Below are 24,342 nucleotides of genomic sequence, written 5' to 3' on the forward strand. Positions count from 1 at the left end.
CCCGAACGCGTGCTGAAACAAAGAGGGGCTATTATCCGCCCTCGCGGGATCACGCGAACAAAGGGAACGACCATGCGGCCTGAAAATCCGGTGCCATCCACACACACAGGCTATGCCCTTTTTGACGCCAACCATGTTCTCGTCGACAGCAATCCGCAGATATTTGGAAGCCGGCGGCTCGACCGCGGCGAGATGCAGCCGACGGACGCCATTGCCGCAGTCGCCGAAGCCCTCTCACGTCTAAAGAGTTTCGACGGCCGCCCCATCGAGCCGGGCAACGCATTTGTTGAAAGCGCCGCGGCGCGATGGACGCAAATCGACGACGCTCCAGTTGAAGCCGAGACATTGGATGGCCGGTGGAAGTTGCTCACCGCACATCCTCGGCCGGATGGCGGCATGGCCCTGGTAAGCGTCGACATTACCGAGATGAAGCGAGCGCAGATCGCGCACCAGGAGAACGCCGAGATATTCCGCTGCATCACGGACAGTCACCCGCTGCCGGTTTGGGTGGTGGACGCCGAAAGCGGGCAGATCCTCTACGAAAGCCTCGATGCTTCTAACCTGCTTGGCCGAAAATGGACGCCGAACGAGCCGCAATTCCTGACGGATCATTTCGTGAATACTGGCGAATTCGATGAAATCAGTTCCCTTGCCAGCAACAGCGAGATCGTCCGGGATCACGAAATCCAGCTCAGAAACACAAACGGATCGGCCGTCTGGTGCTCGACCAACTGCCGTCGCGGCGTTTACGGCGGGCGTCCCTCGCTCATCATCGGGGTATTGGACATCACGGAACGCAAGCAGCGCGAGGATCTGTTCGGTTTCCTGATCAAGCATCACCCGTTGCCGGTATGGATGAACGACGCAAGTTCGGGGGAACTCATCTACCAGAGCAATGCTGCCGAACGGCTGCTTGGATGGAGCAGAAAGGCGCAACGCGAGACGGTGCGGCTCGGCGATTACTTTGTCGATCCCGAGAAGCACCGGGAAATCAATCGCGAGCTCATGCAAAAGGGCGTCGTCGAAAATTGCGAGGTGCTGCTTAAAAGACCCGACGGCCAGGAGTTCTGGGCCACGGGCAATCTAAGGATTGTCGAGTTCCAGGGCCGGCGAGTGGTTCTCGCCGGCATCGCCGATGTGACCAAGCAGAAGAAGCGTGACGGCGAAGTCGCCGCGGCGCGGGAGATGCTCGCAGACGCAGTTGAATCACTCTCCGAGGGATTCGCGCTGTACGACGAAGACCACCGCCTGGTCATGTGCAACAGCCTTTACCGCGAACTGAACCACCCGGTGCGGGATCTCGTCGAACCGGGTGTGGAATGGAACGAACTCCTCCGCGAATCCGCCAGGCGCGGCGTGTACCGCAATGCGGTTGGGCGCGAAGATGAGTGGCTCGACGAGCGGCTTCAAAGCCGGATCGAGTTCCACTCCCATTTCGAGGTCCCCCTCTCCGACGGCAAATGGCACTCGGTATCGATACATCCCACCGACCTTGGCGGCTTCGTCGTAACGCGCGCCGACATCAGCGAGCGCAAGAAGGCCGAGGCTTTCGAGCGCGACGCCACGACACTGCTGCAAAAGGTGCTCGATGCCTGCCCTTCACCGATACGCATGACCACGTTCGAGGGAGAAACGCTCTACCGCAATCCTGCCACCAGAGATCTCTACGCCGACCGTCCTCGGATAACTGACCACTATGTCGATCCAGACGATAGCGCGATAGTGGAGCGCACCCTGATCGAAAAGGGCAGGATCGATGATTTTCGGGTCCAGCAGTACGACACCGAGAACAAGGCCTTCTGGGCTTCGATTTCCGCTCGCCTGATCGATTTCCAGGGAAGGCAGGTGATCGTGTCGAACACGACTGATATCACCGACATGATCGCCGCTCAGCAAGAAACGCGCAAGGCCAACGAACGGCTGATCGACGCGATCGAATCTCTGGCCGAAGGGTTTGCCCTCTACGACAGGAACGATTGCCTGGTGCTGGCCAACAGCAGGTATCGCCAGATGCACGCGATAAGCGCGGATGTGCTCGTTCCCGGGGTGAACTGGTTCGATTTCCTCCGCGTGACCGCGGAGCGCAACCAGTTTCCGGTTCCACGCGACAAGATCGACGACTGGCTTGCCGAGAGGGCAAGGGACCGCCGCGAATTCCGGCAACAGGAATTCCGTCATACGGACGGGCGTTGGTTTTTCGTCTCGAACTGTCCGACCCGCGAAGGCGGGTTCGTGGTCACCCGTGTCGACATTACAGAGCGCAAGCGGGCCGAGGAGGCCGCCAAGGAAGCGGACGAACTGGTCCGTAAAGTCCTCGAAGCCTGCCCCGTCAACATCCAGATGACCCGCGCGCATGATGGGAAGCTGCTTTATCGCAGCCCCGCCACCGTTGAACTGCTCGGCGACGTCACCAGCGCCGTCGACTACTATGTCGATCCTTCAGAGCGGAGACGATACGTTGAGCGGCTGCTCGCGACGGGATTGGTCGACGATTTCGAAACCCGGCTCAAGCGCAAGGACGGTGGAACCTGCTGGTGCTCGGTTTCGTCTCGACTGATCGATTACCACGGTGAGAAGGTGATTGTTTCCCACGCCTACGATCTCACCGACCGGATAAAAATGCAGCAGGAATTGGAGCGGCAGCGCGAGACGCTGCACCAGAACGAGAAAATGTCGGCGCTCGGCGGATTGCTGGCCGGGGTGGCGCATGAGCTCAACAATCCGCTCTCGGTGGTGCTTGGCCTGTCATCGCTGTTGAAGGAAACCGCTACCGACGCCAAGGTCGTCGAACGCGCCGACAAGATGAGCAAGGCAGCCGAACGCTGCGCCAGGATCGTCAAAACTTTCCTGGCTATGGCCAGACAGCAGCCGACGCGAACCTCAAACGTTGCGATCGATGACATCATTTCCGAAGCGGTCGAAGTGGCGAGCTATTCGATTCGATCGTCGGACATCGGCCTTTCAGTTCATCTTGAACCTGGTCTTCCCCCGATCTGGGCGGATCCCGATCAGCTTGGCCAGGTGCTGATCAACTTGCTTGTCAATGCAGAACAGGCGTTGCACGGCTGGGAAGGACGACGGACAATCACGGTTTCAACGCGGCTTCACCCTAAAACCGGCAACATAGTCGTCAGCGTTGCCGACACGGGTCCGGGAATTCCCAAAGAGATACGTCCCCGCATTTTCGAGCCGTTCTTCACGACCAAGGAGATTGGGGCAGGGACTGGGATCGGGCTGTCCTTCTGTCATCGGATCGTTCAATCCCATGGCGGAACCATCGAGGTCGAATCCCCAGAGGGGGGTGGCTCGATCTTCATACTTTCGCTGCCTGCTTCGGACCGTCTCGACGAAGGAACCGAAACGGCTGAAGACGAGCTCCCGAATTCGACCGGCATTGCCTGTCTGGTGGTGGACGACGAAGAGGAAGTGGGTGAGCTGGTTGCTGAGGTGCTCAGGCGAGATGGTTTCAACGTCACCATTGCCAGATCCGGCAAAGAAGCGCTGCTGCACCTCAAGAACCGCAGTTTCGCGGTGATCCTGAGCGATCTGAAAATGCCTGATATGGACGGGCGGGGATTGTTCAACCAGATTGCCAAGCTCCATCCGGCTGAACTCGACAGGTTAGCCTTCCTGACGGGGGACACAATCAGTCCGGACGCGCAGATGTTCCTGCGCGCCGCGAAACGGCCCTATCTCGAGAAACCGATCAAACCGAACGAGCTCCGTTCGTTTGTCTCTAATCTGGTCAACAACAATGCTTGACAGACCCGTTGATTTGCACGTCACTTTAGAGGCAACTTATCTATTGGACTGGTTGTTCGGTGGTCGATTTTGACGACGCACGCACACATAGTGGTCTGCGATGACGAACCGGATATCCGCGACACGGTGGCGGAATATCTGGAGCTCCATGGCTATGCCGTGACGCCCGCCAACGCGGGGCCTGCCCTGCGTGACCTTATTGAGAGCCAGCACGTCGATGTGGTCATATTGGATATCCGAATGCCAGGTGAGGATGGCCTCTCCCTGGCGCGATATCTACGAGAGCACTCAGACGTTGCCATTATCATGCTGACCGGATCGGCGGAAATCGTCGACCGCGTTGTCGGATTGGAGATCGGCGCCGACGACTATGTCGTCAAGCCCGTCGACCTGCGGGAGCTGCTGGCGCGGGTCAAGGCCGTGCTGCGCAGGACATCGGCGAGCGAACGCGCTGCGGGGAAAGCGAGTACTCCGGGCCCTCACCAGTTCCAGTTCGGCAAGTGCCGCTTCGACCCGGACGCACACAAATTATACAACGCCGAGGGAATCGAAATAGCGATCACCCCGATGGAGTTCCGGCTTCTGAAAGTATTCAGCGAACATCGCGGACGCGTACTCAACCGCGATCAACTGCTCGAACTCGCCCATGACCGCGGGTGGGATCCCTTCGATCGCAGCATCGACATTCGCGTTTCGCGCCTGCGGAAGAAAATCGAGGTCGATCCCTCCAAGCCGGAGGTGATCAGGACGATCCGCGGCATGGGTTACCTCTACTCCTGAGCGCGCCGCCGCCTTGGCCTGGCAAGGCGGATCGCCCGTCTCATGGGCATTGGCGGCGGAGGCCGCCAGATGGAGCGTTGGCGGCGGACGCCGCCAGAAGGCGGCCATGGTTTCAGCCCGCCTTGTCTTCTTGGCCGCGCTGCAAGCCGCGGACCACCAAGCCAATCTCGGACCGGCTGATCCCGATGTCCTTCAGGAGGGCATCGTCCATTGCCGCAAGGGTCCGTTCCGCCATGCGGTGAATCCGGTAATTCCGAAATGAGCGGTAAGCTGTTCGCATTCTCGACATCGCAATACTCCATTGATTGGCGCCGCGGGGTGCAGCGGTGCCGTTGGATTTAAACCATCGCTGTTTCAGGGGTTTTTCCGCGCCGAACTCGAAGTGTTTCGTTTGTTTCAGTGCCGGGATGGACTTTTGAGAAGGAGTTCCATAGTCCGGCCGACGACACTCAAAACCACCTCCTCAACGAGGCAGTGGACCAGCCAGCCGCAGCGGAGTAAGGCTGCACGTTCGAGGCTGTTTGGGTCTCATACAAAAAGCGCGTGGCGCAGCATGACGTGCAAGCGTTGCGAATGCGACCAGACCGGCTATCGGTGGAGTACGCATGAAGAAGACTGTCGTTAGAGTCGTCTGTGCCATCGGCCAAGCGGGGCAGCTCGGCCTCAAAGGGCGCCTTCCCTGGGAAGGCAACCGGTCGCCGGAGTTCGTCGCCGACGTTGCACGATTTTTCGACCTCACCAGAGGACATGTCTTGCTCGCCGGCCCCAAGACGGTCGCGAGCGTTCCGGATTTTGCTCGCGCGGATCGGGAACTTGTCGTCGTTCGCTCCAGCATGGATCCCGAGGCCACACTCCAGCGCTTCGTCGGCCGCGTCGTCTTCATCGGCGGGGGTCCACCAGTGTGGGACGCCTACGCGCGCTTCGTCAGCCATTGGGATATTACGCGGCTGCCCTATGACGGACCGGCGGACCGCTGGTTCGATGCAAGATGGCTTACGGCGGGTGGCGGGGTTGCCAAAAACCGCGACCAATGAAGGCTCGGCTCACAGCAGGCACCGCGGTGGAACGATTGCGGTGCCTGTAGTCTGTACCCACCCACCTAGCAGTTCGCCCCAGTCTGCGGATCGCACGCCTTGTTTTCTTGCTGCTGTGGTTTGGGCTCGGCCTGTTCCGGCTCGATCTGCTGCTGCTCGGCGGCGGGCTGCTCCTCGGCCTTCGGCTTCTCAGGCTTGGCCGCCTGTTCGGGCTCGGCCTGCTGCTGTTCGGCGGCGGGCTGCTCCTCGGCCTTCTGCTTCTCAGGCTTGGCCGTCTTTTCCGGCTCCGCCTGCTGCTGCTCGGCGGCCGGTTGCTCCTCGGCCTTCTGCTTCTCAGGCTTGCCCGTCTCTTCCGGCTCGGCCTGCTGCTGCTCGGCGGCCGGTTGCTCCTCGGTCGTCGGCTTCTCAGGCTTGCCCGCCTGTTCGGGTTCGGCCTGCTCCTGCTCGGCGGCGGGTTGCTCGTCGGTCGTCGGCTTCTCAGGCTCGGCGGTCTCTTCCGGCTTGACCTCTTCATCCGGCGCCTGTTCGGTCGTTGCTGCGCCTTCGGTCGGCTTCGACTTCCGGGCTGCCTGAACCTGCTTCACCTCCTCAATGTCTTTGAGCTCAGCTGGTTTGGCCTCGGGATCGGCTTTCACTTCAGCTTCAAAGACCGTGACCGTATTGTTTTCCACTTTGCCGGCCTGCTCGGGCGTCTCGGTCTCGCTGACCTCGACGACGGTCACCTGCTGGTTCGTCTCCTTCTCGATCACATCAACATCAATGACTTTGTTGATCACAACCTCGTTCTGGATCGTCACCTCACCGGCCGGCTCGGCCGCCTCGACAATGCGCACAAACTCCGGCTCATCACGGATAACGACGACGGAAATGTCGTCAGCAAGGAATTCGCGGGTGGGAACCACGACCCAGTAAAAATCCGGCGTGGTGTCGACGGTCACCTCGATTGAAATCAGATCGGGATCGCGGCGCGGCGGCAGCGGAGCCCAGATGACGTGCTCCCTTTCGCGCCGCCAGCTCACCCATGCCGGCGCCCAACGAGTGCCGGGAACCCAGTACCAGCCGATGTCGTCGGCATAGCCCCAGCGGCCGTAATGATAGGTCGCCCAGCCGAACGGCTCGTCGGACACCCAGAGCCAGCCATGCTGCTCGGTATAGACCCAATGCCCAATTGTATACGGACGCCAATCGTCAGGCACATCAACCGGGACGAAAACGGTCGCTCCCCGGTACGAAACCCAATCACCGTGGGCAGACAGTTCATCGTAGAATGTGCTGATTGAAATGGAAACGTCGGTGGCAGCCCTCGCCTCGGACACAAGCGACGATTGCGCCACCGGGGGCGCCATCGGGTTGGGTATCTCGACGATCGTGAACAAGCCGGCGGTTACGCCGCCCAGCATCAGCCGTACAGCGTTTTGGGCAAGGACGCGTTTCATCGCAATTTCCTCCGAAACAGATCGCCCTTCATCCTGAAAACTCGCCGGCTGTCGAATTGTTCCGGCTTGGCACCACCACGATGGTACCGGGAACAACATCAGAGTTGCTTCATGAGGTCGGCGAACCAGATCACGACCGCCGTGCGCAGCGGGGTCCCGACGCAAAAATCGCACATCGACTGTAAAGCCTGCCCCGGCCCAGCCCGGCGATCGGCAGCGAACGTGGCGTCAGTGGCGAATCGCAAGACTTGCAGCGCTGTTGTCGGGCTCGCCCGCCGCCCAGAGCAGAAGATGGCTATAGAGCAGAACTTTCACGCGTCGCCGCCAAACAGCTTCTCGATTTCCTCACCGGCCATGCGATCAAAATCGTCCGGAACGGAAAACTGCCCGGCCATAAACCCGACGCGACGCGTTTCGCCGGCCGCAGGAGCGTCAATGGCGATGACCTTCACCATCGGCTTTCCGGATTTGGCGATGATGAAGGACTCGCCCTTGGCTGCCCTGTCGACAAGGCGGGACAGATGCGTCTTGGCCTCGTGGATGTTGACGATGCGCATTACGAACTCCGTGCCTTAGTCCACGAAATTTAGTCTACCCGAACTTAGGGCATCTGCCGAAGAGGGCTGAAGGCCGCGCCTTGCTGCAGGGTCGTCTTGACTTCCCCGATCTCGGCACCAACTACGATTACATGAACGCCACAAAAAAGATCCGTCGCGATTTTCTTTTCCGGGTTTGCCCCATCGCGGGATCGTAACCCCCGGCTCGGCTGCCAGTGCGCCCCGGGCCGCGGGGCAAGAATACTAAAAATCGACATCGACCGTATGCAGGCCAGCACCGGCTCTGGGGCATTGGCTTTGAGCAATATCTGTCTCGAACTGGCCGGTTCACCATAAGGCAGCCCGCTTTAACAGAGAATACGAGTATTCGAAAATGCAAGATAACATGAAGGCTCGGCGCAAACCGACCATCCGCATCTCGAAATCCGACCACGCGCGTTTATCGGCGCTTGCCAGCGCCGTGGCCGCACGAAATCCGCAGGCTTCCGATGACCTGCTCGCCGAACTCGAGCGAGCGCGCATCGTTTCCGATGGTTTGATCTCCGCGGGCGCCGTCCAGATGGGTTCGACGGTGACGTTCAAGCCCGATACCGGTGACGCGAAAACGGTTACGCTGGTCTTTCCTGGCGATGCGGACATCTCCGAAGGCAAGGTTTCAATCCTTACGCCGATCGGCACGGCCCTGATCGGCCTCTCGGCCGGACAGTCGATCATGTGGACCGCGCGAGATGGGCGCCGGCATGAATTGTCGGTGCTTGCCGTGAACCGGCCTGCCCGCGATGGCGATGCATCCGATCAGCGTGCACCAGCACCTTCGACGACGGCGGGCGACTAAAGCGCGTCGCGTTTGACCGGCCTCAGGCGGCGCGCTTTAGGTTGTTGTTTGTTTCCGCGAAAACGGCGGGCATCAACGCGCCGAGGATCTCAAGCGCCTTCTCCACGAACGCCTCGTGATATGGACAACCGGTGCTGAAGCAAACGGCCCGACCCTACGCCGACCCGCTCTTACCAGCCGGCGGTTGGATGGATCGACTCGGGTTAGGTGGGCCTTGCCGCGTGGCAAAAAATAACAGGTTGGCTGTCGGGAGGCGCACCACTTGTTCGTCCTTTGGACAGGAAGCAACGAGACCAGGTGAAAAAACCGTGAGAGAGCTTAGATCATCGGACACATCTGCGGACGATGTGATCAAGGCCGACCTTATAATGGTGTTCATCGGTCCCGTTCTGGCTGGCGAGGCGCCCAAGGGCCGGTTCGACTGAGATCTGGCAGTCGCGGCGCGAACAAATACCCCCAAGAACCGAGGAGATTAGATATGACGAAACTGGTGACCTGCCTGTGGTTCGACCACGGCGAAGCACGCAAGGCGGCAGAGTTCTATGCCGCCACCTTTCCCGACAGCCATGTGGATCGGCTGAATGCGGCCGCGTCGGACTATCCCGGCGGCAAGGAAGGCAATGAACTGACGGTCGAGTTCACAGTGCTCGGCCAGTCTTTTATAGGCCTGAACGGCGGCCCGAATTTCAAGGCGAACGAATCCGTCAGCCTGATGGTGCTGACCGAAGATCAGGAAGAGACCGACCGCTACTGGAAGGCGATCGTTGGAAACGGCGGCAGCGAGAGCGCCTGCGGATGGTGCAAGGACCGGTGGGGCTTCTCCTGGCAGATCACGCCGAAGCGGCAGATGGAACTGACGACCAGTCCCGACCGCGCCAAGGCCAAGCGCGCGATGGAGGCGATGATGACGATGAAGAAAATCGATATCGCGGCGCTGGAAGCCGCAGCTGCAGGCTAACCCGATCCAAAGCAACGACGCCCTGGTGAACTCAACGAATGGAGATGATCATGCCCAACACAGTTAAACTGCACCGGGTTCTCGCCACCAAACCCGAAAAGGTCTACCGCGCATTTCTGGAACCTGACGCGGTCGCGAGTTGGCTCCCGCCCTTCGGTTTTACCTGTACTGTGCATGAGCTTGAGGCGAAGGAAGGCGGCAAGCACAGAATGTCGTTTCGAAACTTCACGACCGGGCAAAGCCATTCCTTCGGCGGCACCTATCTGAAACTCGTCCCCGGCGAGACGCTCGTCTACAGCGACGTGTTCGATGATCCGAACCTTCCGGGCGAGATGAAAGTGACCGTCACGCTGACGGCCGTTTCAGTCGGAACGGAGATGACGGTGGTTCAGGAGAACGTGCCCGATCTGATCCCGGTCGAGGCATGTTATCTCGGTTGGCAAGAGTCGCTGCGCAAGCTTGCTCACCTCGTCGAGCCCGAAATCACGCAATAAACCGTCTGCGTGATCTCATCCGGCTGCGACAACAAGGAAACCAAAATGACCAACCAGCAGATCACCATTGCCACCATGATCGCCGCGCCGATCGAACGCGTCTGGGAGGCCTACACGACGCCCGGCGATATCACACAGTGGAACTTCGCTTCCGAGGACTGGTGCTGCCCAAGCGCGGAAGCCGACCTAAAGGTGGGCGGCGGCTACAAGGCGCGCATGGAAGCCAAGGACGGCAGCTTCGGCTTCGATTTCGAGGCGGTGTACGAAGAGGTCGAGCCGTACAAGGCGATCGCATTCGCCATGAGCGACGGGCGCAAGGCGCGTACGACCTTCGAAGCTGTAGGCAACGGTACGAAGGTGACGACCATATTCGATGCCGAGACGCAGAACTCCATCGACATGCAGCGTGACGGCTGGCAGGCGATCCTGGACAATTTCGGGCGCTATGTTGAATCCAGCGCAGGACATGAGCAAGTTCAAGGAGGTCGCTGAACTCCGCCGGAAGCAGTTTTTTCAAGCCCTGTCGGCGGAGACGATCGTCGAGATGATAGCGCTCTAAACGCCCGAGGCGATGATCGAAATCGAAGCCATAGCAGCGATGGCTGCAGACGACGGTCTATTCGCCTCGGGACCTTTCAATCACTATCCGCTGCAGTCCTGACCGGCCGCGCTATGCGCTCAAGCGAAACCGTGTGACGTCGATGGCCGCGGCCATCAGTGTCTGCGTGTAGGATGCCTGCGGATTGCTGAAGATCGCCTCGGTCGGCCCTTCCTCGACGATCTTGCCCTGCTTCATGACGATGATGTAGTCGGCCATGGCACGCACGACGGCGAGATCGTGGCTGATGAACAGGTAGGACAGTTCATGGTCGGCCTGCAGCTTGCGCAGCAATTCGACGATCTGCTTCTGGACGGACCGATCGAGCGCCGACGTCGGCTCGTCGAGGACGACCACCTTGGGCTTGAGGATCATCGCCCGCGCGATGGCGATGCGTTGGCGCTGGCCGCCGGAGAATTCGTGCGGGTAGCGATTGCGCGCATTCGGGTCGAGCCCGACCTCACGCAAGGCCTCGACGGCGCGAAGGTCGCGTTGCCTGCCCGACAGGGTCGGCTCATGCACCAGAAGCCCTTCGGTGATGACTTGGCCGACGGTCATGCGCGGCGACAGCGAACCGAACGGGTCCTGAAAGACCAGCTGCAATTCGCGCCGCAGCGGCCGCATGGCCTGGCGGTCGGCGGCAGAAATATCGCGATCGCCAAAGCGGATGAGCCCATCGCTTGGCAGGAGCCGCAGCAGGGCTCGGCCGAGCGTCGATTTTCCCGAACCGGATTCGCCGACGATGCCGATGGTCTGGTTGCGTTTGAGCCGGATCGAAATGTGGTCGACCGCGCGCAGGATCAGCGGCTCTCCGGCAAGAAACCCGCCGCCGATCTTGAATGTCACCTCGACATTCCTGCCTTCGAGCAGGACGGGCGCATTTGGCGGTGGCGGCGCCTTGGTTCCGGTCGGCTCGGCGGCCAACAGCATCTTGGTATAGGCATGCTGCGGATTGACGAAGATCGCTTCCGCCTCGCCCTCCTCGACGACTTCGCCGTAGCGCATGACATAGACCCGGTCGGCAAAGCGCCGGACAATGCCGAGATCGTGGGTGATGAAGACGATCGCCATGCCAAGCTTGCGCTGCAGTTCGGCGAGCAGCATGAGGATCTGCGCCTGGATGGTCACGTCGAGCGCGGTCGTCGGTTCGTCTGCGATCAGTATGTCGGGATCGTTGGCCAGCGCCATGGCGATCATGACCCGCTGTCGCTGGCCACCCGACAATTCGTGCGGATAGGATTTCATCCGCCGCTCGGGATCGGGAATATGGACCAGCCGCAAGAGCTTGAGCGCCTCTTCGCGTGCCTGCGCCGCGCCAAGCCCACGATGCCGGCGGATCGGTTCGATCAGCTGGTTGCCGATCGAATAGAGCGGATCGAGCGAGGTCATCGGCTCCTGGAAGATCATGCTGATCTTGCGGCCGCGGACTTGGTTGAGCTCGGACTTGTGCAGGGCCAAAAGGTTGCGGCCGCGATAGTCGACGACGCCCGTCGCCTCGCCGTTCGAGGCCAGCAGGCTCATCGCCGCCATCATCGTCTGGCTTTTGCCGGAACCGGATTCGCCGACCACGGCAACGGTTTCGCCTGCATTGACGTGGATGTTGATGCCCTTGACCGCCTCGACCACACCGTCAAGCGTGCGGAAGCGGACGCGAAGGTCCTTGACGCTGAGGATGGTTTCGGAGGTGTCCATCTCAACGATCCCTCGGATCGAGCGCGTCGCGCAGGCCGTCGCCGACGAAATTCAGCGCGAACAGCGTCGAGACAAGGAAAAATGCTGGGAACAAAAGCAGCCAGTTGGCGGTGCCGATGTTCTTGGCGCCGGTCGAGATCAGCACGCCCCAGCTGGTCATCGGCTCCTGCACGCCGAGCCCGAGGAATGACAGGAAACTCTCCAGGATGATGACTTGCGGCACCAGCAGCGTCATATAGATGACCACTGGGCCAAGCAGGTTGGGAATGACGTGGCGGATCAGAATGCCGCGCTGGCCTATGCCCATCGCCTCCGCCGCCTGGACATATTCCTGCCGCCGGATCGACAGCGCCTGGCCGCGCACGATGCGCGCCATGTCGAGCCATAGCACGGCGCCGACCGCCAGGAACATCAGCACGAAGTTCCGACCAAAGAACACCACCAGCATAATGACGAAGAAAATGAACGGCAGCGAATAGAGCACATCGACAATGCGCATCATCACCTCGTCTATCCTGCCGCCGGCAAGGCCGGCCGCAGCGCCGTAGAGCACGCCGATGACGCCCGCAACGACCCCGGCGAGCAGGCCGATGGCCAGCGAGATGCGCCCGGCCATCAGCGTCCGCGACAGGAGATCGCGGCCGGTATTGTCGGTGCCGAACAGGAAATACTGCTGCCTGATTGAAGCGCTCATCACCGCTTCAAGGCCGTCAGCCGATTTGCTCTCTATCTTGGTGTTGTCGAAGGCATCGGAACGATCGAGGTAGCGGACATTGCGGTCGTCGATCGGCTTGCGCGATGTGACGGTGACGAAGATGCGATTGTCTTCCTGCCGCCACTGCTTGATGTCGACACGCATGCGCTTGATCGCCTCGTTGAGCGCGGTTTCTATCTTGTCAGGCTTCGGATAGGCCGACAAGCTCGGCGGCATGCGCACATAGTCGGCGTAGATGGTGGTGTATCGATGCGGCACCAAAGAGGGTCCGAACACGCTGAGGATCGCGATGAAGGCAAGATAATACAGGCTGAACATGGCGGCGCGGTTGGCCTTGAGGCGCGCCCAGGCATCGCCCCACAGGGAACGGCCGACGATGGCCGGAGCGGTGGCTGCGATGTCAGTCATAGCGCACCCTCGGATCGACGAAGGCATACATGACGTCGACGATCAGGTTGAAGACGATGGTGAACAGCGCGATGACCACCACGGTGCCCATGACCAGCGTGTAGTCACGGTTGAGCGCGGCCTCGACGAAATAGCGGCCGATGCCGGGAATGGAAAAGATCGTCTCGACGATGATCGAGCCGGTGAGCAGTGCCGCCGCCGCCGGGCCGGTGAAGGAGACGATCGGCAATATGGCACCGCGCAGCGCATGTTTGACGACCACCGACCAGTCCGACAGGCCGAGCGCACGTGCGGTGCGAATGTGGTGCGAGCGCAATGATTCGATCATCGAGCCGCGCATCAGGCGGGCGACGATGGCGATCTGCGGCAGGGCGAGGGTCAGCACAGGGCCGATCTTGTTGAGCAGGGCGCCATCGCCCCAGCCGCCGATCGGCAGCAGTTTCCAGGTCAGACCGAACAGAAGCTGGATAACCGGCGCGATGACGAAGGTCGGAATGGTGCTGCCGGCGGTCGCCAGAGCGATCACCGAATAGTCGGCAAGCTTGTTCTGGTTGAGCGCGGCAATGGTGCCGAGGAGGCCGCCGAGCAGCAGCGCCAGGATCAGGGCCGAGGCGCCGATCTGGATCGAAACGGGCAGGCCCCTGGCAAACAATTCGCCGACAGTGAAATCCGGCATGTTGTAGCTCGGACCGAAATTGCCGCGCAGCAGATTGCCGAGATAGTGGACATATTGCAGCCAGAGCGGGTCGTTGAGACCGAACTGCGCTTCGAGATTGGCCTTGATCTCGGGGCTCAGGCCCCGCTCCTGATTGAACGGGCCGCCAGGCGCGACGCGTATCAGGAAGAACGCCATGGTCACGATGACCAACAGCGTCGGAATGGCGGTCAGAAGCCGCCGGAATACGTAACGCAGCATCGGTTCCCCGCTTTGCTAGCAAACCGGGACCGCCGCCCCTAACGCATGACCCGAGCCGAAGGTCCGGAGAGGATCACGTGTAAAATCAAGGCGTTACAGCGCCCTGTGCGGGCCCCAAAGGACGCGCGGCGCTGTAAAGGAGCGACAGTCCGGCCAAGGAGATCAGTCCTTGGAGATGAAGCGGGACGGATGCACATCCATGACGTTGTCCTCGAAGCCATGAAGCTTCGGAGAAACGATATCCTTGTAACTATAGTAGAGAAGCGGGATGTTGCCGACGTCATCGACGAGGATGCGCTCGGCCCCGGCGAGTTCTTTCATCCGCTCTTCAGGCTTGCCGCCGGCGGCGGCCGCCTGGTCCATGGCCTTCTCGAATTCCGGGCTGTTGTAGCTCGAATAGTTGTTGCCGCTTGCCTTGCGGGAGATGCCGAGGAAGGTTTCCGGATCCTTGTAATCCGCAATCCAGCCGGCACGCGCCACGTCGTAGTCGCCCTTCTGCTCAAGGAAGGAGTAGTGGGTCTTGGTGTCGGTGTTGAGCAGCGTGATTTCGACGCCGAGCGGCTTCAACTGCTCCTGGATGGCGACTGCAGTGTTCTTGTGGTTTTCCGACGTGTTGTAGCGGATTTCCATCTTCAGCGGTTTCTCGGGCGTATAGCCAAGCTTCTCGAGTATCTTCTTGGCCTCATCCTCGCGGTCGATCTGCGACATGTCCGCGTATTTGGCCATTGCCGGCGTATAGCCCTCAATGCCCGGAGGCACCATCGAATAGCCGGGCAGCATTGAGTTCTGCCAGACCTTTTCGGCAAGGAAATCGCGGTCGACTGCCATGGAGATGGCATTGCGCAGTTCGACGTTGTCCCACGGAGCCTTGTCGGTCTTGATCGAAAAATAGTAGGTGCCGAGGTAAGGTCCAACGCGAATCTGATCGCCAAACTTGGCCTTGAGATCGGCGAGCTGCTCGGTCGGGAGATCGTCGTAGCTGTCGAGTTCGCCCGCCTCGAAGCGCTTTATCGCCGACGAACGATCTTCGGTCGGGATGTAGTTGACGACGTCGAGCTTGACGCTCGCAGCATCCCAGAATTTCGGATTCTTGACCAGTTTGATGTGGTCGTTGGGAACCCACTCCGCCAGGGTAAAGGGGCCGTTGGAGACCAGATTGCCCGGCTTGATCCAATCGGCGCCGAGCTTGTCAATGGACGCCTTGCTGACCGGATAAGTCGCCTGGTGGGTCAGCATTTCAAGGAAATAGGGCGTGGGCGCCTTCAGCGTCACTTCCAGAGTATTTGCGTCGATTGCCTTGACGCCCATCTCCTCCGGCTTCGCCTTCTTGGTGTTCACCTCCTCGGCGTTCTTCACGGGATAGAGCATCGAAGCATATTCGGCGCCGGTGGCCGGATCTTCCAGCCGATGGAACGCGTAGACGAAGTCATCTGCCGTGACCGGGCTACCATCCGACCAGACACCGTCCTTGCGCAGCTTGAAGGTGTAGACGGTGCCGTCGTCCGATACAGTCCAGCTTTCGGCGGCGCCCGGAATGACGTTCGCCTTCTGGTCTTGCATGACCAGCCCCTGGAACAGGTCACGCAATACAGCGGCTTCGTATATTGTCGAGGTCTTGTGCGGGTCGAGCGACTCCGATTCGGCGGCGGTGCCGCGGTTGTAGACGACCTCGGCGAAGGCTGGCGTGTAGAACGTGCCGGCGGCCAAAGCCATGGTTGTGACGAACACCGTCGCCTTCAGCATGTTTTTCAGCATGAAGTTCTCCCTGTCGAGGCGGCCGTTCAGCTGCGCCTCTTGAGTGTTGACGCCCCGAAGCCGATTAGCTGGCCCCTTTGAGCGCGCCGCCGGTTCCCTTTCCGGCGGCTGGTGGGCAAACAGTAACGTGGTGATTTTTTATTTCAACAGACTCGTGAGGTCACCCAAAGTAAGGCGCAGCGACAGCCACTGCGCGATCGGCAAAATAGCAGTCGAGCCCGTGGACCGTGCCTCAGCGCCGACGTGACCGGTTCCGCGTCAATCTCACAAGGCCTCTTGAGAAAGCCCCTCCCCGTTACGCGCGGGAAGCTGGGACGGGCAATAGCCTGCAGCGGATCGCATGATATTGATGCAAGTCAATGGGGTCCCTTACTAACTAAACCTTAGGTTGTGGTCGATGGGATCGACGGCGCTTTCTCTGCAACGAGCAGGTTGCGCCGCTTTTGTTGAAGAAGTCGGGCGTCGAAGCGGGGCGCTGCGTCGGCTGATGAATTCCACGACTTGGCGGAGGAACCGCTTCAAGCATTCGCTTCCGGCAGGAAATCTTTCGTCGATTCCACTTTGCCACAATGTCTTAATCCGCCTTTAAGCAACCACGCGTTACATCTTTTGCGAGCTTCGGTATGTCTTGATAGGCGACGGACATGAACAGCGCGGAAACTGGGACAATAGCTAAAAAGCGGCGCAATACGCGTCAGCTGAAACGCAAATTACACCAGTTTCGAGAACCGTCCGGAACGTCCGCTATCGAATTTGCACTGCTTGCGCCCATATTCATCTTGCTTCTGCTCGGCATGGTTGCATATGGCATCTATTTTGGCGCCAGTCACTCCGTGCAGCAGATCGCAGCGGACGCCGCACGCACGGCGATTGCCGGGCTGAACGAAAATGAGCGCCAGGCGCTGGTGACCAGTTTCGTCACCACCAATGCCGCGGGATATCCATTCGTCGATTCCGACAAGCTGACCTACCATGCCAAGGACAGCACGGCCGACGGAAGCCAGTTCGTCGTGTCCATCCAATATGATGCCCGCAACCTGCCGGTCTGGAATCTGTTCCCGGCACTGCCAATGCCTGGCACCACGATCTCACGCCAGTCGACAATCCGGGTTGGAGGCATCTGAATGTGGCAAACTTTGGCGGGCAGGATCGGCCGGGGCGCCCGCTCGATGCTTGGCGACCAGACGGCGAACTTCGCCGTCATGACGGCGCTGTGCGCACCGTTCGCGCTGGCGCTGGCCGCCTTCGCCATCGATGAAGGCTCGATCTATGTGGAGCGCCGGGAGGCTCAGTCGCTGGTCGATCTGGCGGCAATCACCGCCGCCTCCAACATCAACAACATTGACGCCGCGGTGGTGACCACGCTCGGCGACAACGGAATGCCGGGTATCGTTGTTCAGAAGGCAGGGCAGACGATCACCCCTGCCCTCGGAAAGACTGTCGTGTCGGTCACCCCCGGCCGATATTCAGCAGAGTCGTCGCTCGGCGTCGACAAGCGCTTCGAGGCCGGCAAAACGCCCTACAACGCCGTCCATGTCACGTTGAAAAAGGTTCCTGCCCGCTATTTCGCGAGTTCGCTTATCCCTACGCCGGTGATCGGCACCCAAGCCGTGGCCAGCATAGCGCCGCAGGCGATGTTCTCGGTCGGGTCCAGGCTTCTCAGCGTCAATGGCGGCATCCTCAACGCTCTTCTCAGCAAGTTCCTGGGCGGCAACATCGCGCTCAGCGTCATGGACTACAACGCTCTGATCGCTGCCGACGTGAACCTGCTTTCGTTCATCGATGCCCTTGCCGTTGAGATGCAGCTGACGGGTGTCAGCTATTCGGAGGTGCTGGCTTCCAAAGCGACGGTGGGCGAGATAGCGACCGCCATGGCTAATGTTTCACCCGTTGGCAGCACCAGCAAGCTGGCTTTGCAGACAATCGCGTCAAGGACCACCAACACGGTCAAGATACCGCTCAATCATCTTGTCGATCTTGGATCAATGGGCCAGTTGGGCCTCGGGCAAAAGTCGCCCGGCTTTTCGGTCGACGCCAGCGCCATGGGCATGCTGACCACCGCTGCTGCACTGGCCAACGGCTCGAAGCAGGTCGAGCTCAATCTCGGAGCCGCCATTCCGGGGCTTGCCTCCACCACGCTTGCGATTGCAATCGGCGAACCTGCACAATTCTCGCCATGGCTGACAATCGGCGAGAAGGCTGCTGTGGTGCGTACGGCGCAGACGCGGATCAAGCTGGTGGCGTCCGTCGGCGGCAGCAATGCGACTCTCAGTGGCGGCATCAGCCTGCTGGCCGTCAAACTGCCGTTGCATGTCGAGGTGGCCTCTGCCGAAGCCAAGCTGACCGACATCAGCTGCCCGACGGGGCACCCCGACAGTTTGAAAGTTACCATTGCCGCACGTCCGGGCCTTGCCTCGCTGCACCTTGGCGCCAGCGATGCCGATAACAGCCCCTCCGCCTTCGCCGATTTCAGCAACCCACAGTCGTTTCAGAATGCCGAAATTGCGCAGGTCAGCGTGAAGCTTCTGTTTCTCACCCTCAATCTGATCGGCGTGAATGGTTCTGCGGCCGTTGAGATCGCCAACAACGATCCGACGATCTTGACCTTCAACAGCACCGACATCGCAAGCAAGACGATAAAGAACGCCTCGACGAAGAACCTGACGCAATCTCTCACCACGTCGCTGGTCAACAATTTGTCGCTTTCGGTCAGTGCGCTGGGCCTCGGGCTTGATGTAACCGCCTTGCTCGGAACCGTGAAGCCGGCAGTGGTGGCGCTGCTGAACGGCGTGACGGCGCCGGTCGACGAATTGGTTTACAACGTGCTTGGGACGCTGGGCGTGCGCGTCGGCGAGGCCGATGTCCGGGTCATGGGCGCGACTTGCGGGCGCTCTGTGCTTGTTCAGTGAGCTGGAGAGATCAGCCGGCCCGTCCGAGAAAGCAGCCCAACGGCGGCAGCGACAGAATCTTTTCCTGCAAGGCGGCACCAGCGCCAAGGTCGATCGTCTCTGCGACATCGATACCCTGCGGCAACGGCCAGTTGGCCGGCTCCTCGGCGAAGTTGAAAACGCACAGCACCTTCTCGCCGCCGCCTTCGCGAATGAAGGCAAGCACTTCGCCCTCGGCATCGAGAAAACGGATCGAACCTTGTACCAGCGCCGCATGCCGCTTGCGCAACGCCAGCATCGCCCGATAGCTGGCCAGAACTGACTTTTCCTCGCCGTTCTGGATATCGACCGCGCGGGCGCGATGGCTTTCCGGGATTGGAAGCCACGGCTTGCCGATTGAAAAGCCGGCATTGTTGGCGCCCTTCTCCCACACCATCGGCGTGCGGCAGCCATCCCTGCCCTTGAACCCCGGCCAGAAGCGGATGCCGTAAGGATCGCGCAGATCCTCGAACGCCAATTCCGCCTCCTCCAGCCCGAGTTCCTCACCCTGATAGAGGCAGATCGATCCACGCAGGCATGACAGCAGCGCGATGGAGAACTTCGCCGTCCTTTCCGGGTCGCCGCCGGGCCTTGTCCATCGCGTCACATGGCGAACGACATCGTGGTTGGAAAACGCCCAGCAGACCCAGCCATCGGAGACAGCACTCTCGAACGCTTCGACGCAGCCACGCACATGCGCCGCCGAGAATTGCGGACCGAGCAGGTCGAATGTGTAGCACATGTCGAGCTTGTCGCCGCCGCCGGTGTAGGCCGCGAGCGTCTGCAACGAACGGGCTTCGTCGCCGACCTCGCCGACAGCGACGCGGCCCTCATATTCGTCGAGCAGCGCCCGAAACCGCTTGAGGAAAGCCAGGTTTTCGGGCTGCGTCTTGTCAAACAAATGCTCCTGATAGAGGTACGGATTGGTTTCGGTGTTGGTGCCTGCGACGCTTGACGCCAGGGGCGGGTTGCTGCGCAGCCAGCGGTCATGGACATAGTAGTTAACGGTATCGAGGCGAAACCCGTCGACGCCGCGCTCCAGCCAAAACCGCACCGTTTCCAGCAGGGCGTCCTGAACCTCCGGATTGTGGAAATTGAGGTCCGGCTGCGAGGCGAGGAAATTGTGCATGTAATATTGCCTGCGGGTCGCGTCCCACTCCCAGGCTGGGCCGCCGAAGACCGACAGCCAGTTGTTGGGCGCGGTGCCATCTGGCTTCGGATCGGACCAGACATACCAGTCCGCCCTGGGATTATCGCGGCTCGCGCGGCTTTCGACGAACCATTCGTGCCGGTCGGACGAATGCGACAGAACCTGGTCGATAATGACTTTCAGGCCGAGACTGTGCGCCTCGGCGACCACTGCGTCGAAATCCTCTGATGTGCCGAACATCGGATCGACGGATGTATAGTCGGATACGTCGTAGCCCATATCGGCCATCGGCGACTTGAAGAAGGGCGACAGCCAGACGGCGTCAGCGCTAAGCGATGCGACATGCGCCAGCCTCGATGTGATACCACGCAGATCGCCACTGCCGTCCCCCGTCGTGTCCTGGAAGGAGCGCGGGTAGATCTGGTAGATGACGCAGCCGCGCCACCACTCGGCGTGGTCACTTGCCACTCGGGTTCTCCTTTATCTGAGCCTGCGCGGCTTCGTGTTCGATCATGAAAATCACCGTTCGCCCCGGCACCGGCCGTGAAATTCCGGCTGCGCCGTCCGATGCTTCGATGGCTGGCTGCCAGCGAAATCCGTCGTGCTCCGGCAGCGTGAACATACACGCCCGGCGATCGCCATTGATGACCGCGGCAAGGCGGCAATCATCGCTGCCGAGCATCATGACCAGGCGGTGCCGCGCCGGATCGTGCCAGCCTGCCTCGTCGAGCGGCGTGCCGGTTTCAGTGAGCCAGACCGCGTCCGGTTGCTCTGATCCGGGCGGCGGCTCTCCTGTCAGGAAGCGCGTGTCGGAAAGCGCCGGCACGCAACGACGCGTCGCGGCGAGCAAAACGGCGTATTGTTCCAGCGCCCGATCGCGCCCGGACCAGTCGAGCCAGGTGATCTCGTTGTCCTGCGCATAGGCGTTGTTGTTGCCCTTCTGGGTGCGGCCGAATTCGTCTCCGGCGGTCAGCATGATCGTGCCGCGTGAGGCAAACAGCGTGGCCAGCAGCGCACATCGGTCATGGAAACGTGCCGTAACGATCGCCCGGTCGCCGGTCTCGCCCTCGACGCCATTGTTCCAGGACAGATTGTCGTCGTGGCCATCGCGGTTCTGCTCGCCATTGGCCTCATTGTGCTTGTGCTCGTAGGCAACAATGTCGGCCAGCGTCATGCCGTCATGCGCGGCGATGAAATTGACGCTGCGGCTCGTCTGCTGGCCTGGCTTGGCAAACACGTCGGACGAGCCGGCAAGCCGGGTGGCGAGCGCGCCGACCATCCCGCTGTCGCCGCGCCAGAACCGGCGGATGTCGTCGCGATATCTGTCGTTCCATTCGAGGAAGGGCGGCGGAAAATTGCCAAGCTGATAGCCGTCCGGGCCGATATCCCATGGCTCGGCGATGAGCACCCGGTCGCCAAGGAGCGGATTATCCCGAATAGCCATGAGCAGTGGCGCAGCGGCGTCGAACGCGCCATCGACCCGCCCCAGAATGGGCGCCAGATCGAAGCGGAAACCATCGACGCCGGCATGGCGGACAAAGTGACGAAGCGTGTCGAGGACCATTTCCCTGACGACCGGATGATCACAAGCGACGGTGTTGCCGGTGCCGGTGTCGTTGATCAAGCTGCCGTCCGGCCGATGCCGGTAGTAGGCGCGGCTGTCGAGACCGCGCAGCGACAGCGTCGGCCCAAGCCTGTCGCTTTCGCCGGTGTGGTTGAAGACAAGATCGAGGATGACGCCGATACCGGCCTCACGCAGCGTGGCAACCGTCTGCCGCAATTCAGCGAGACCGCCGGGCGCCAGGCGCGGGTCGAGCGCCATGAAGGTCACGGGATTGTAGCCCCAGGCATTGCGCAGCCCGAGCGGCGGCAAATGCCGCTCGTCGATCGATGCCGTCACCGGCATCAGTTCGACCGCCCCGACCCCGAGCTTTTTCAGGTGCTCGACGATAGCCGGATGGGCAAGGGCTGCAACCGTCCCGCGCTGGTGCTTCGGGATGTCCGGATGCAGCATGGTGAAGGCGCGCACCGGCACTTCATAGATCAGGCCACCGGGCTGGAACAGCGGCGGCAAGACGGGCACCGGCCGCGGCAGGGTGGCGGTAATCGCCTTCGGCAGCAGCGGCGCAGTGTCCGTGCCCTCGCCCCGGCGCGCGGCGAGCCTGACGTCATAGACATAAGACCTGTCGATTTCGACGGCATAGGGGTCGACCAGCAGCTTGTCGGGATCGAACCAAAGCCCGTTCTCGGGCGTATAATCGCCATCGGCGCGAAATCCGTATCGGGTGCCGGCGGCGAGGCCGGTAACGAAAAGCGCGTGAACGCCCTCGCCTTCCGGCTGGAGTTCGAGCCGGTCGATCTCCCTCTCTCCCTGCTCGTCGAAGATCGAGACCCAGAGCCGGCTGGCCGCGGACGACCATGCGGCAAAGCGGATGCCGCCGCGGGTGACGGTGGCACCGAGTGAGTTCATACGGCGACCCCTTCTCCCCTTGTGGGAGAAGGTGGATTGGCGCGCAGCGCCGAGACGGATGAGGGGTGCTGGAAGAAACGAGGCATGGGCGATTTGAGCAAAGGTGTGCGCCAAGCTGGAACACCCCTCATCCGACCGAGCTTCGCTCGGCCACCTTCCCCCCCAAGGGGAGAAGGGGGAGCCTCGCAACGCAGGCCGAACTCAGACGGCCGGCTGTCAACCAAACTCACGTAATCACGCTCGGCTCGGCGCGGCCGGTATGGCTGCGTATCCCGGCAATATCATCGGCTGCCGCAATCAGGTCGGCAAGCGCCTCCTGCGTGTCGAGATCGTGCCTGGACTTGTCCGGCTCGTAGCGCTCGATATAGACGCGCAGCGTCGCCCCCGAGGTACCGGTGCCGGAGAGACGGAAGACGACGCGCGATCCGCCTTCGAACAGCACCCTGATGCCCTGGTTCCTGGCTATCGAGCCGTCGACCGGGTCGTGATAGGCGAAATCGTCGGCGCTGGCGATCTTCATGCCGCGCACGCTGGTGCCGGGCAAGGAAGCGAGCCTGGCCCGCAATTCGTCGACCAGCGCATTGGCGCGGTCGGTCTCGACCTCCTCATAGTCATGGCGTGAGTAGTAATTGCGGCCATAGGCGGCCCAGTGCTCGGTGACGATCTGCTTGGCGCTTTCGCCGCGGGCAGCGAGGATATTGAGCCACAAAAGCACGGCCCACAGCCCGTCCTTTTCGCGGACATGGTTGGAGCCGGTTCCGGCACTTTCCTCGCCGCAGATCGTCGCCATGTCGGCATCGAGCAGATTGCCAAAGAATTTCCAGCCGGTCGGCGTTTCATAGATGCCGATGCCGAGCTTTTCCGCGACGCGGTCGGCTGCACCGCTGGTCGGCATCGAGCGGGCGATGCCTTTCAGGCCAGCCTTGTAGCCCGGCGCCAGATGAGCATTGGCGGCAAGCATAGCCACCGAATCCGACGGGGTGACGAAAATGCCCTTGCCGATGATCAGGTTGCGGTCGCCGTCGCCGTCGGAAGCGGCGCCGAAATCCGGCGCATCCGGTCCCATCATCTCGTCATAGAGGTGCTTTGCGTGGACCAGGTTCGGGTCTGGGTGGTGGCCGCCGAAATCCGGCAGGGGAACGAAGTTGCGGGCGGTGCCTTTCGGCGCGCCGAGCCGGTTTTCCAGGATCTCCTTGGCATAGGGACCGGTCACGGCATGCATGGCGTCGAAGCGCATGCGGAAGCCTGACTTGAACAGCCCACGCAACGCATCGAAATCGAACAGATTTTCCATCAGCTCGGCATAGTCGGCGACCGGGTCGATCACCTCGACGGTCATGCCGCCCGCCTCGACGGTACCGATCGTGTCGAGGTCGACCGTGCCGATATCGGCGGTCTTGAAGCTCGAAATCATCTTGGTCTTGGCGAAGATCGCGTCGGTCAGCTTTTCCGGTGCCGGGCCGCCATTGCCGGCATTGTATTTGATGCCGAAATCCTCGTGCGGGCCGCCCGGATTGTGGCTGGCCGACAGGATTATGCCGCCGAAGGTGTTGTATTTGCGAATGATGTTGGAAGCGGCCGGCGTCGACAGGATGCCGCCCTGCCCGACCATCACCTTGCCGAAACCGTTTGCCGCCGCCATGGCGATGGCCTTCTGGATGACCTCGCGGTTGTAGAAGCGGCCGTCGCCGCCGATCACCAGCGTCTTGCCCTTGAACCCGTCCAGCGCATCGAAAATCGACTGGATGAAGTTCTCGGCATAGTGCTCCTGCTGGAACACCGGCACTTTCTTGCGCAGCCCGGATGTGCCGGGCTTCTGGTCGAGATAAGGTTTGGTGGCGACGGTGCGTATCAT

Annotated in this window: 19 protein-coding genes; 9 read left to right on the forward strand and 10 right to left on the reverse strand. The window is 61.1% G+C overall.

Annotation, left to right across the window (positions count from 1 at the left end; all coding sequences use genetic code 11):
• The first annotated feature begins 90 nt into the window (after positions 1–90).
• Together AC0L18_RS08705 and AC0L18_RS08710 are read left to right on the forward strand one after the other, a co-directional pair.
• The gene (locus AC0L18_RS08705) at positions 91–3,762 is read left to right on the forward strand and encodes a PAS-domain containing protein (RefSeq protein ID WP_473491636.1); all 3,672 of its coding nucleotides are present in this window, start codon (positions 91–93) and stop codon (positions 3,760–3,762) included.
• Between the two features lie 69 nt (positions 3,763–3,831).
• Positions 3,832–4,542 carry a response regulator gene (locus tag AC0L18_RS08710; protein WP_473491637.1) on the forward strand — a complete coding sequence of 237 codons (711 nt, stop codon included), beginning with the start codon at positions 3,832–3,834 and terminating at the stop codon, positions 4,540–4,542.
• Between the two features lie 112 nt (positions 4,543–4,654).
• Here AC0L18_RS08710 and AC0L18_RS08715 read toward each other — a convergent pair whose 3' ends face one another.
• Positions 4,655–4,831 carry a DUF1127 domain-containing protein gene (locus AC0L18_RS08715; protein ID WP_084833736.1) on the reverse strand — a complete coding sequence of 59 codons (177 nt, stop codon included), beginning with the start codon at positions 4,829–4,831 and terminating at the stop codon, positions 4,655–4,657.
• 316 nt (positions 4,832–5,147) lie between these two features.
• On the opposite strand from AC0L18_RS08715, the gene AC0L18_RS08720 reads away from it, so the two are divergent.
• Positions 5,148–5,576, forward strand: coding sequence for a diacylglycerol kinase (locus tag AC0L18_RS08720; protein ID WP_473491639.1), 429 nt, complete (start codon positions 5,148–5,150; stop codon positions 5,574–5,576).
• Between the two features lie 65 nt (positions 5,577–5,641).
• On the opposite strand, the gene AC0L18_RS08725 is transcribed toward AC0L18_RS08720, so the two are convergent.
• Together AC0L18_RS08725 and AC0L18_RS08730 are read right to left on the reverse strand one after the other, a co-directional pair.
• Positions 5,642–7,012 (reverse strand): DUF6600 domain-containing protein, encoded by a 1,371-nt coding sequence (locus AC0L18_RS08725; RefSeq protein ID WP_473491641.1) that lies wholly within the window; start codon positions 7,010–7,012, stop codon positions 5,642–5,644.
• Positions 7,013–7,323: 311 nt separating this feature from the next.
• Positions 7,324–7,569, reverse strand: coding sequence for a type II toxin-antitoxin system Phd/YefM family antitoxin (locus tag AC0L18_RS08730; protein ID WP_473491643.1), 246 nt, complete (start codon positions 7,567–7,569; stop codon positions 7,324–7,326).
• Positions 7,570–7,942: 373 nt separating this feature from the next.
• On the opposite strand from AC0L18_RS08730, the gene rnk reads away from it, so the two are divergent.
• The 4 genes from rnk (at position 7,943) to AC0L18_RS08750 (ending at position 10,348) form a co-directional block, all read left to right on the forward strand.
• The gene (gene rnk, locus AC0L18_RS08735; RefSeq protein WP_473491644.1) at positions 7,943–8,404 is read left to right on the forward strand and encodes a nucleoside diphosphate kinase regulator; all 462 of its coding nucleotides are present in this window, start codon (positions 7,943–7,945) and stop codon (positions 8,402–8,404) included.
• 478 nt (positions 8,405–8,882) lie between these two features.
• The gene (locus tag AC0L18_RS08740) at positions 8,883–9,362 is read left to right on the forward strand and encodes a VOC family protein (RefSeq protein ID WP_473491646.1); all 480 of its coding nucleotides are present in this window, start codon (positions 8,883–8,885) and stop codon (positions 9,360–9,362) included.
• 50 nt (positions 9,363–9,412) lie between these two features.
• Positions 9,413–9,856 (forward strand): SRPBCC family protein, encoded by a 444-nt coding sequence (locus AC0L18_RS08745; protein ID WP_287191723.1) that lies wholly within the window; start codon positions 9,413–9,415, stop codon positions 9,854–9,856.
• A 45-nt stretch (positions 9,857–9,901) separates the two neighbouring features.
• A complete protein-coding gene (locus tag AC0L18_RS08750) occupies positions 9,902–10,348 on the forward strand; it encodes an SRPBCC family protein (protein ID WP_473491647.1) in 447 nt (148 codons plus the stop codon).
• A gap of 178 nt (positions 10,349–10,526) precedes the next feature.
• Here AC0L18_RS08750 and AC0L18_RS08755 read toward each other — a convergent pair whose 3' ends face one another.
• From AC0L18_RS08755 to AC0L18_RS08770, 4 genes are all read right to left on the reverse strand, one after another.
• Positions 10,527–12,146 carry an ABC transporter ATP-binding protein gene (locus tag AC0L18_RS08755; RefSeq protein ID WP_287244921.1) on the reverse strand — a complete coding sequence of 540 codons (1,620 nt, stop codon included), beginning with the start codon at positions 12,144–12,146 and terminating at the stop codon, positions 10,527–10,529.
• Between the two features lies 1 nt (position 12,147).
• Positions 12,148–13,269, reverse strand: a complete 1,122-nt coding sequence (locus AC0L18_RS08760; protein ID WP_027156356.1) for an ABC transporter permease — start codon at positions 13,267–13,269, stop codon at positions 12,148–12,150.
• Entirely contained in the window at positions 13,262–14,185 is a 924-nt protein-coding gene (locus AC0L18_RS08765) for an ABC transporter permease subunit (protein WP_023799733.1), read from the reverse strand. Before AC0L18_RS08765 ends, AC0L18_RS08760 begins: the two co-directional genes overlap by 8 nt.
• A 162-nt stretch (positions 14,186–14,347) precedes the next feature.
• Positions 14,348–15,940 (reverse strand): peptide ABC transporter substrate-binding protein, encoded by a 1,593-nt coding sequence (locus tag AC0L18_RS08770; protein ID WP_473491649.1) that lies wholly within the window; start codon positions 15,938–15,940, stop codon positions 14,348–14,350.
• Between the two features lie 644 nt (positions 15,941–16,584).
• Here AC0L18_RS08770 and AC0L18_RS08775 point away from each other — a divergent pair.
• Complete coding sequence (locus AC0L18_RS08775; protein WP_473491650.1) at positions 16,585–17,064, forward strand: TadE family protein; 480 nt, start codon at positions 16,585–16,587, stop codon at positions 17,062–17,064.
• On the forward strand, positions 17,065–18,849 hold the full coding sequence (locus AC0L18_RS08780; RefSeq protein WP_473491652.1) for a pilus assembly protein TadG-related protein: 1,785 nt from the start codon (positions 17,065–17,067) through the stop codon (positions 18,847–18,849). It abuts the gene before it with no gap.
• Positions 18,850–18,859: 10 nt separating this feature from the next.
• Here AC0L18_RS08780 and bglA read toward each other — a convergent pair whose 3' ends face one another.
• The 3 genes from bglA to AC0L18_RS08795 all read right to left on the reverse strand — a co-directional run bounded on the left by bglA (position 18,860) and on the right by AC0L18_RS08795 (position 24,342).
• Entirely contained in the window at positions 18,860–20,485 is a 1,626-nt protein-coding gene (gene bglA, locus AC0L18_RS08785) for a beta-galactosidase BglA (protein ID WP_473491654.1), read from the reverse strand.
• Positions 20,475–22,487 carry a glycogen debranching protein GlgX gene (glgX, locus tag AC0L18_RS08790; protein WP_473491655.1) on the reverse strand — a complete coding sequence of 671 codons (2,013 nt, stop codon included), beginning with the start codon at positions 22,485–22,487 and terminating at the stop codon, positions 20,475–20,477. Before glgX ends, bglA begins: the two co-directional genes overlap by 11 nt.
• A gap of 226 nt (positions 22,488–22,713) precedes the next feature.
• Positions 22,714–24,342, reverse strand: coding sequence for an alpha-D-glucose phosphate-specific phosphoglucomutase (locus AC0L18_RS08795; RefSeq protein WP_473491656.1), 1,629 nt, complete (start codon positions 24,340–24,342; stop codon positions 22,714–22,716).

The sequence above is a fragment of the Mesorhizobium sp. WSM4819 genome, assembly GCF_055811215.1.

Bases quoted from the DNA above. Each gene is read 5' to 3' on its own strand.
- AC0L18_RS08715 (WP_084833736.1), bottom strand. From the start codon at position 4,831: ATGTCGAGAATGCGAACAGCTTACCGCTCATTTCGGAATTACCGGATT.
- AC0L18_RS08720 (WP_473491639.1), top strand. From the start codon at position 5,148: ATGAAGAAGACTGTCGTTAGAGTCGTCTGTGCCATCGGCCAAGCGGGG.
- AC0L18_RS08725 (WP_473491641.1), bottom strand. From the start codon at position 7,012: ATGAAACGCGTCCTTGCCCAAAACGCTGTACGGCTGATGCTGGGCGGC.
- AC0L18_RS08730 (WP_473491643.1), bottom strand. From the start codon at position 7,569: ATGCGCATCGTCAACATCCACGAGGCCAAGACGCATCTGTCCCGCCTT.
- rnk (WP_473491644.1), top strand. From the start codon at position 7,943: ATGCAAGATAACATGAAGGCTCGGCGCAAACCGACCATCCGCATCTCG.
- AC0L18_RS08740 (WP_473491646.1), top strand. From the start codon at position 8,883: ATGACGAAACTGGTGACCTGCCTGTGGTTCGACCACGGCGAAGCACGC.
- AC0L18_RS08745 (WP_287191723.1), top strand. From the start codon at position 9,413: ATGCCCAACACAGTTAAACTGCACCGGGTTCTCGCCACCAAACCCGAA.
- AC0L18_RS08750 (WP_473491647.1), top strand. From the start codon at position 9,902: ATGACCAACCAGCAGATCACCATTGCCACCATGATCGCCGCGCCGATC.
- AC0L18_RS08755 (WP_287244921.1), bottom strand. From the start codon at position 12,146: ATGGACACCTCCGAAACCATCCTCAGCGTCAAGGACCTTCGCGTCCGC.
- AC0L18_RS08760 (WP_027156356.1), bottom strand. From the start codon at position 13,269: ATGACTGACATCGCAGCCACCGCTCCGGCCATCGTCGGCCGTTCCCTG.
- AC0L18_RS08765 (WP_023799733.1), bottom strand. From the start codon at position 14,185: ATGCTGCGTTACGTATTCCGGCGGCTTCTGACCGCCATTCCGACGCTG.
- AC0L18_RS08770 (WP_473491649.1), bottom strand. From the start codon at position 15,940: ATGCTGAAAAACATGCTGAAGGCGACGGTGTTCGTCACAACCATGGCT.
- AC0L18_RS08775 (WP_473491650.1), top strand. From the start codon at position 16,585: ATGAACAGCGCGGAAACTGGGACAATAGCTAAAAAGCGGCGCAATACG.
- AC0L18_RS08780 (WP_473491652.1), top strand. From the start codon at position 17,065: ATGTGGCAAACTTTGGCGGGCAGGATCGGCCGGGGCGCCCGCTCGATG.
- glgX (WP_473491655.1), bottom strand. From the start codon at position 22,487: ATGAACTCACTCGGTGCCACCGTCACCCGCGGCGGCATCCGCTTTGCC.
- AC0L18_RS08795 (WP_473491656.1), bottom strand. From the start codon at position 24,342: ATGATACGCACCGTCGCCACCAAACCTTATCTCGACCAGAAGCCCGGC.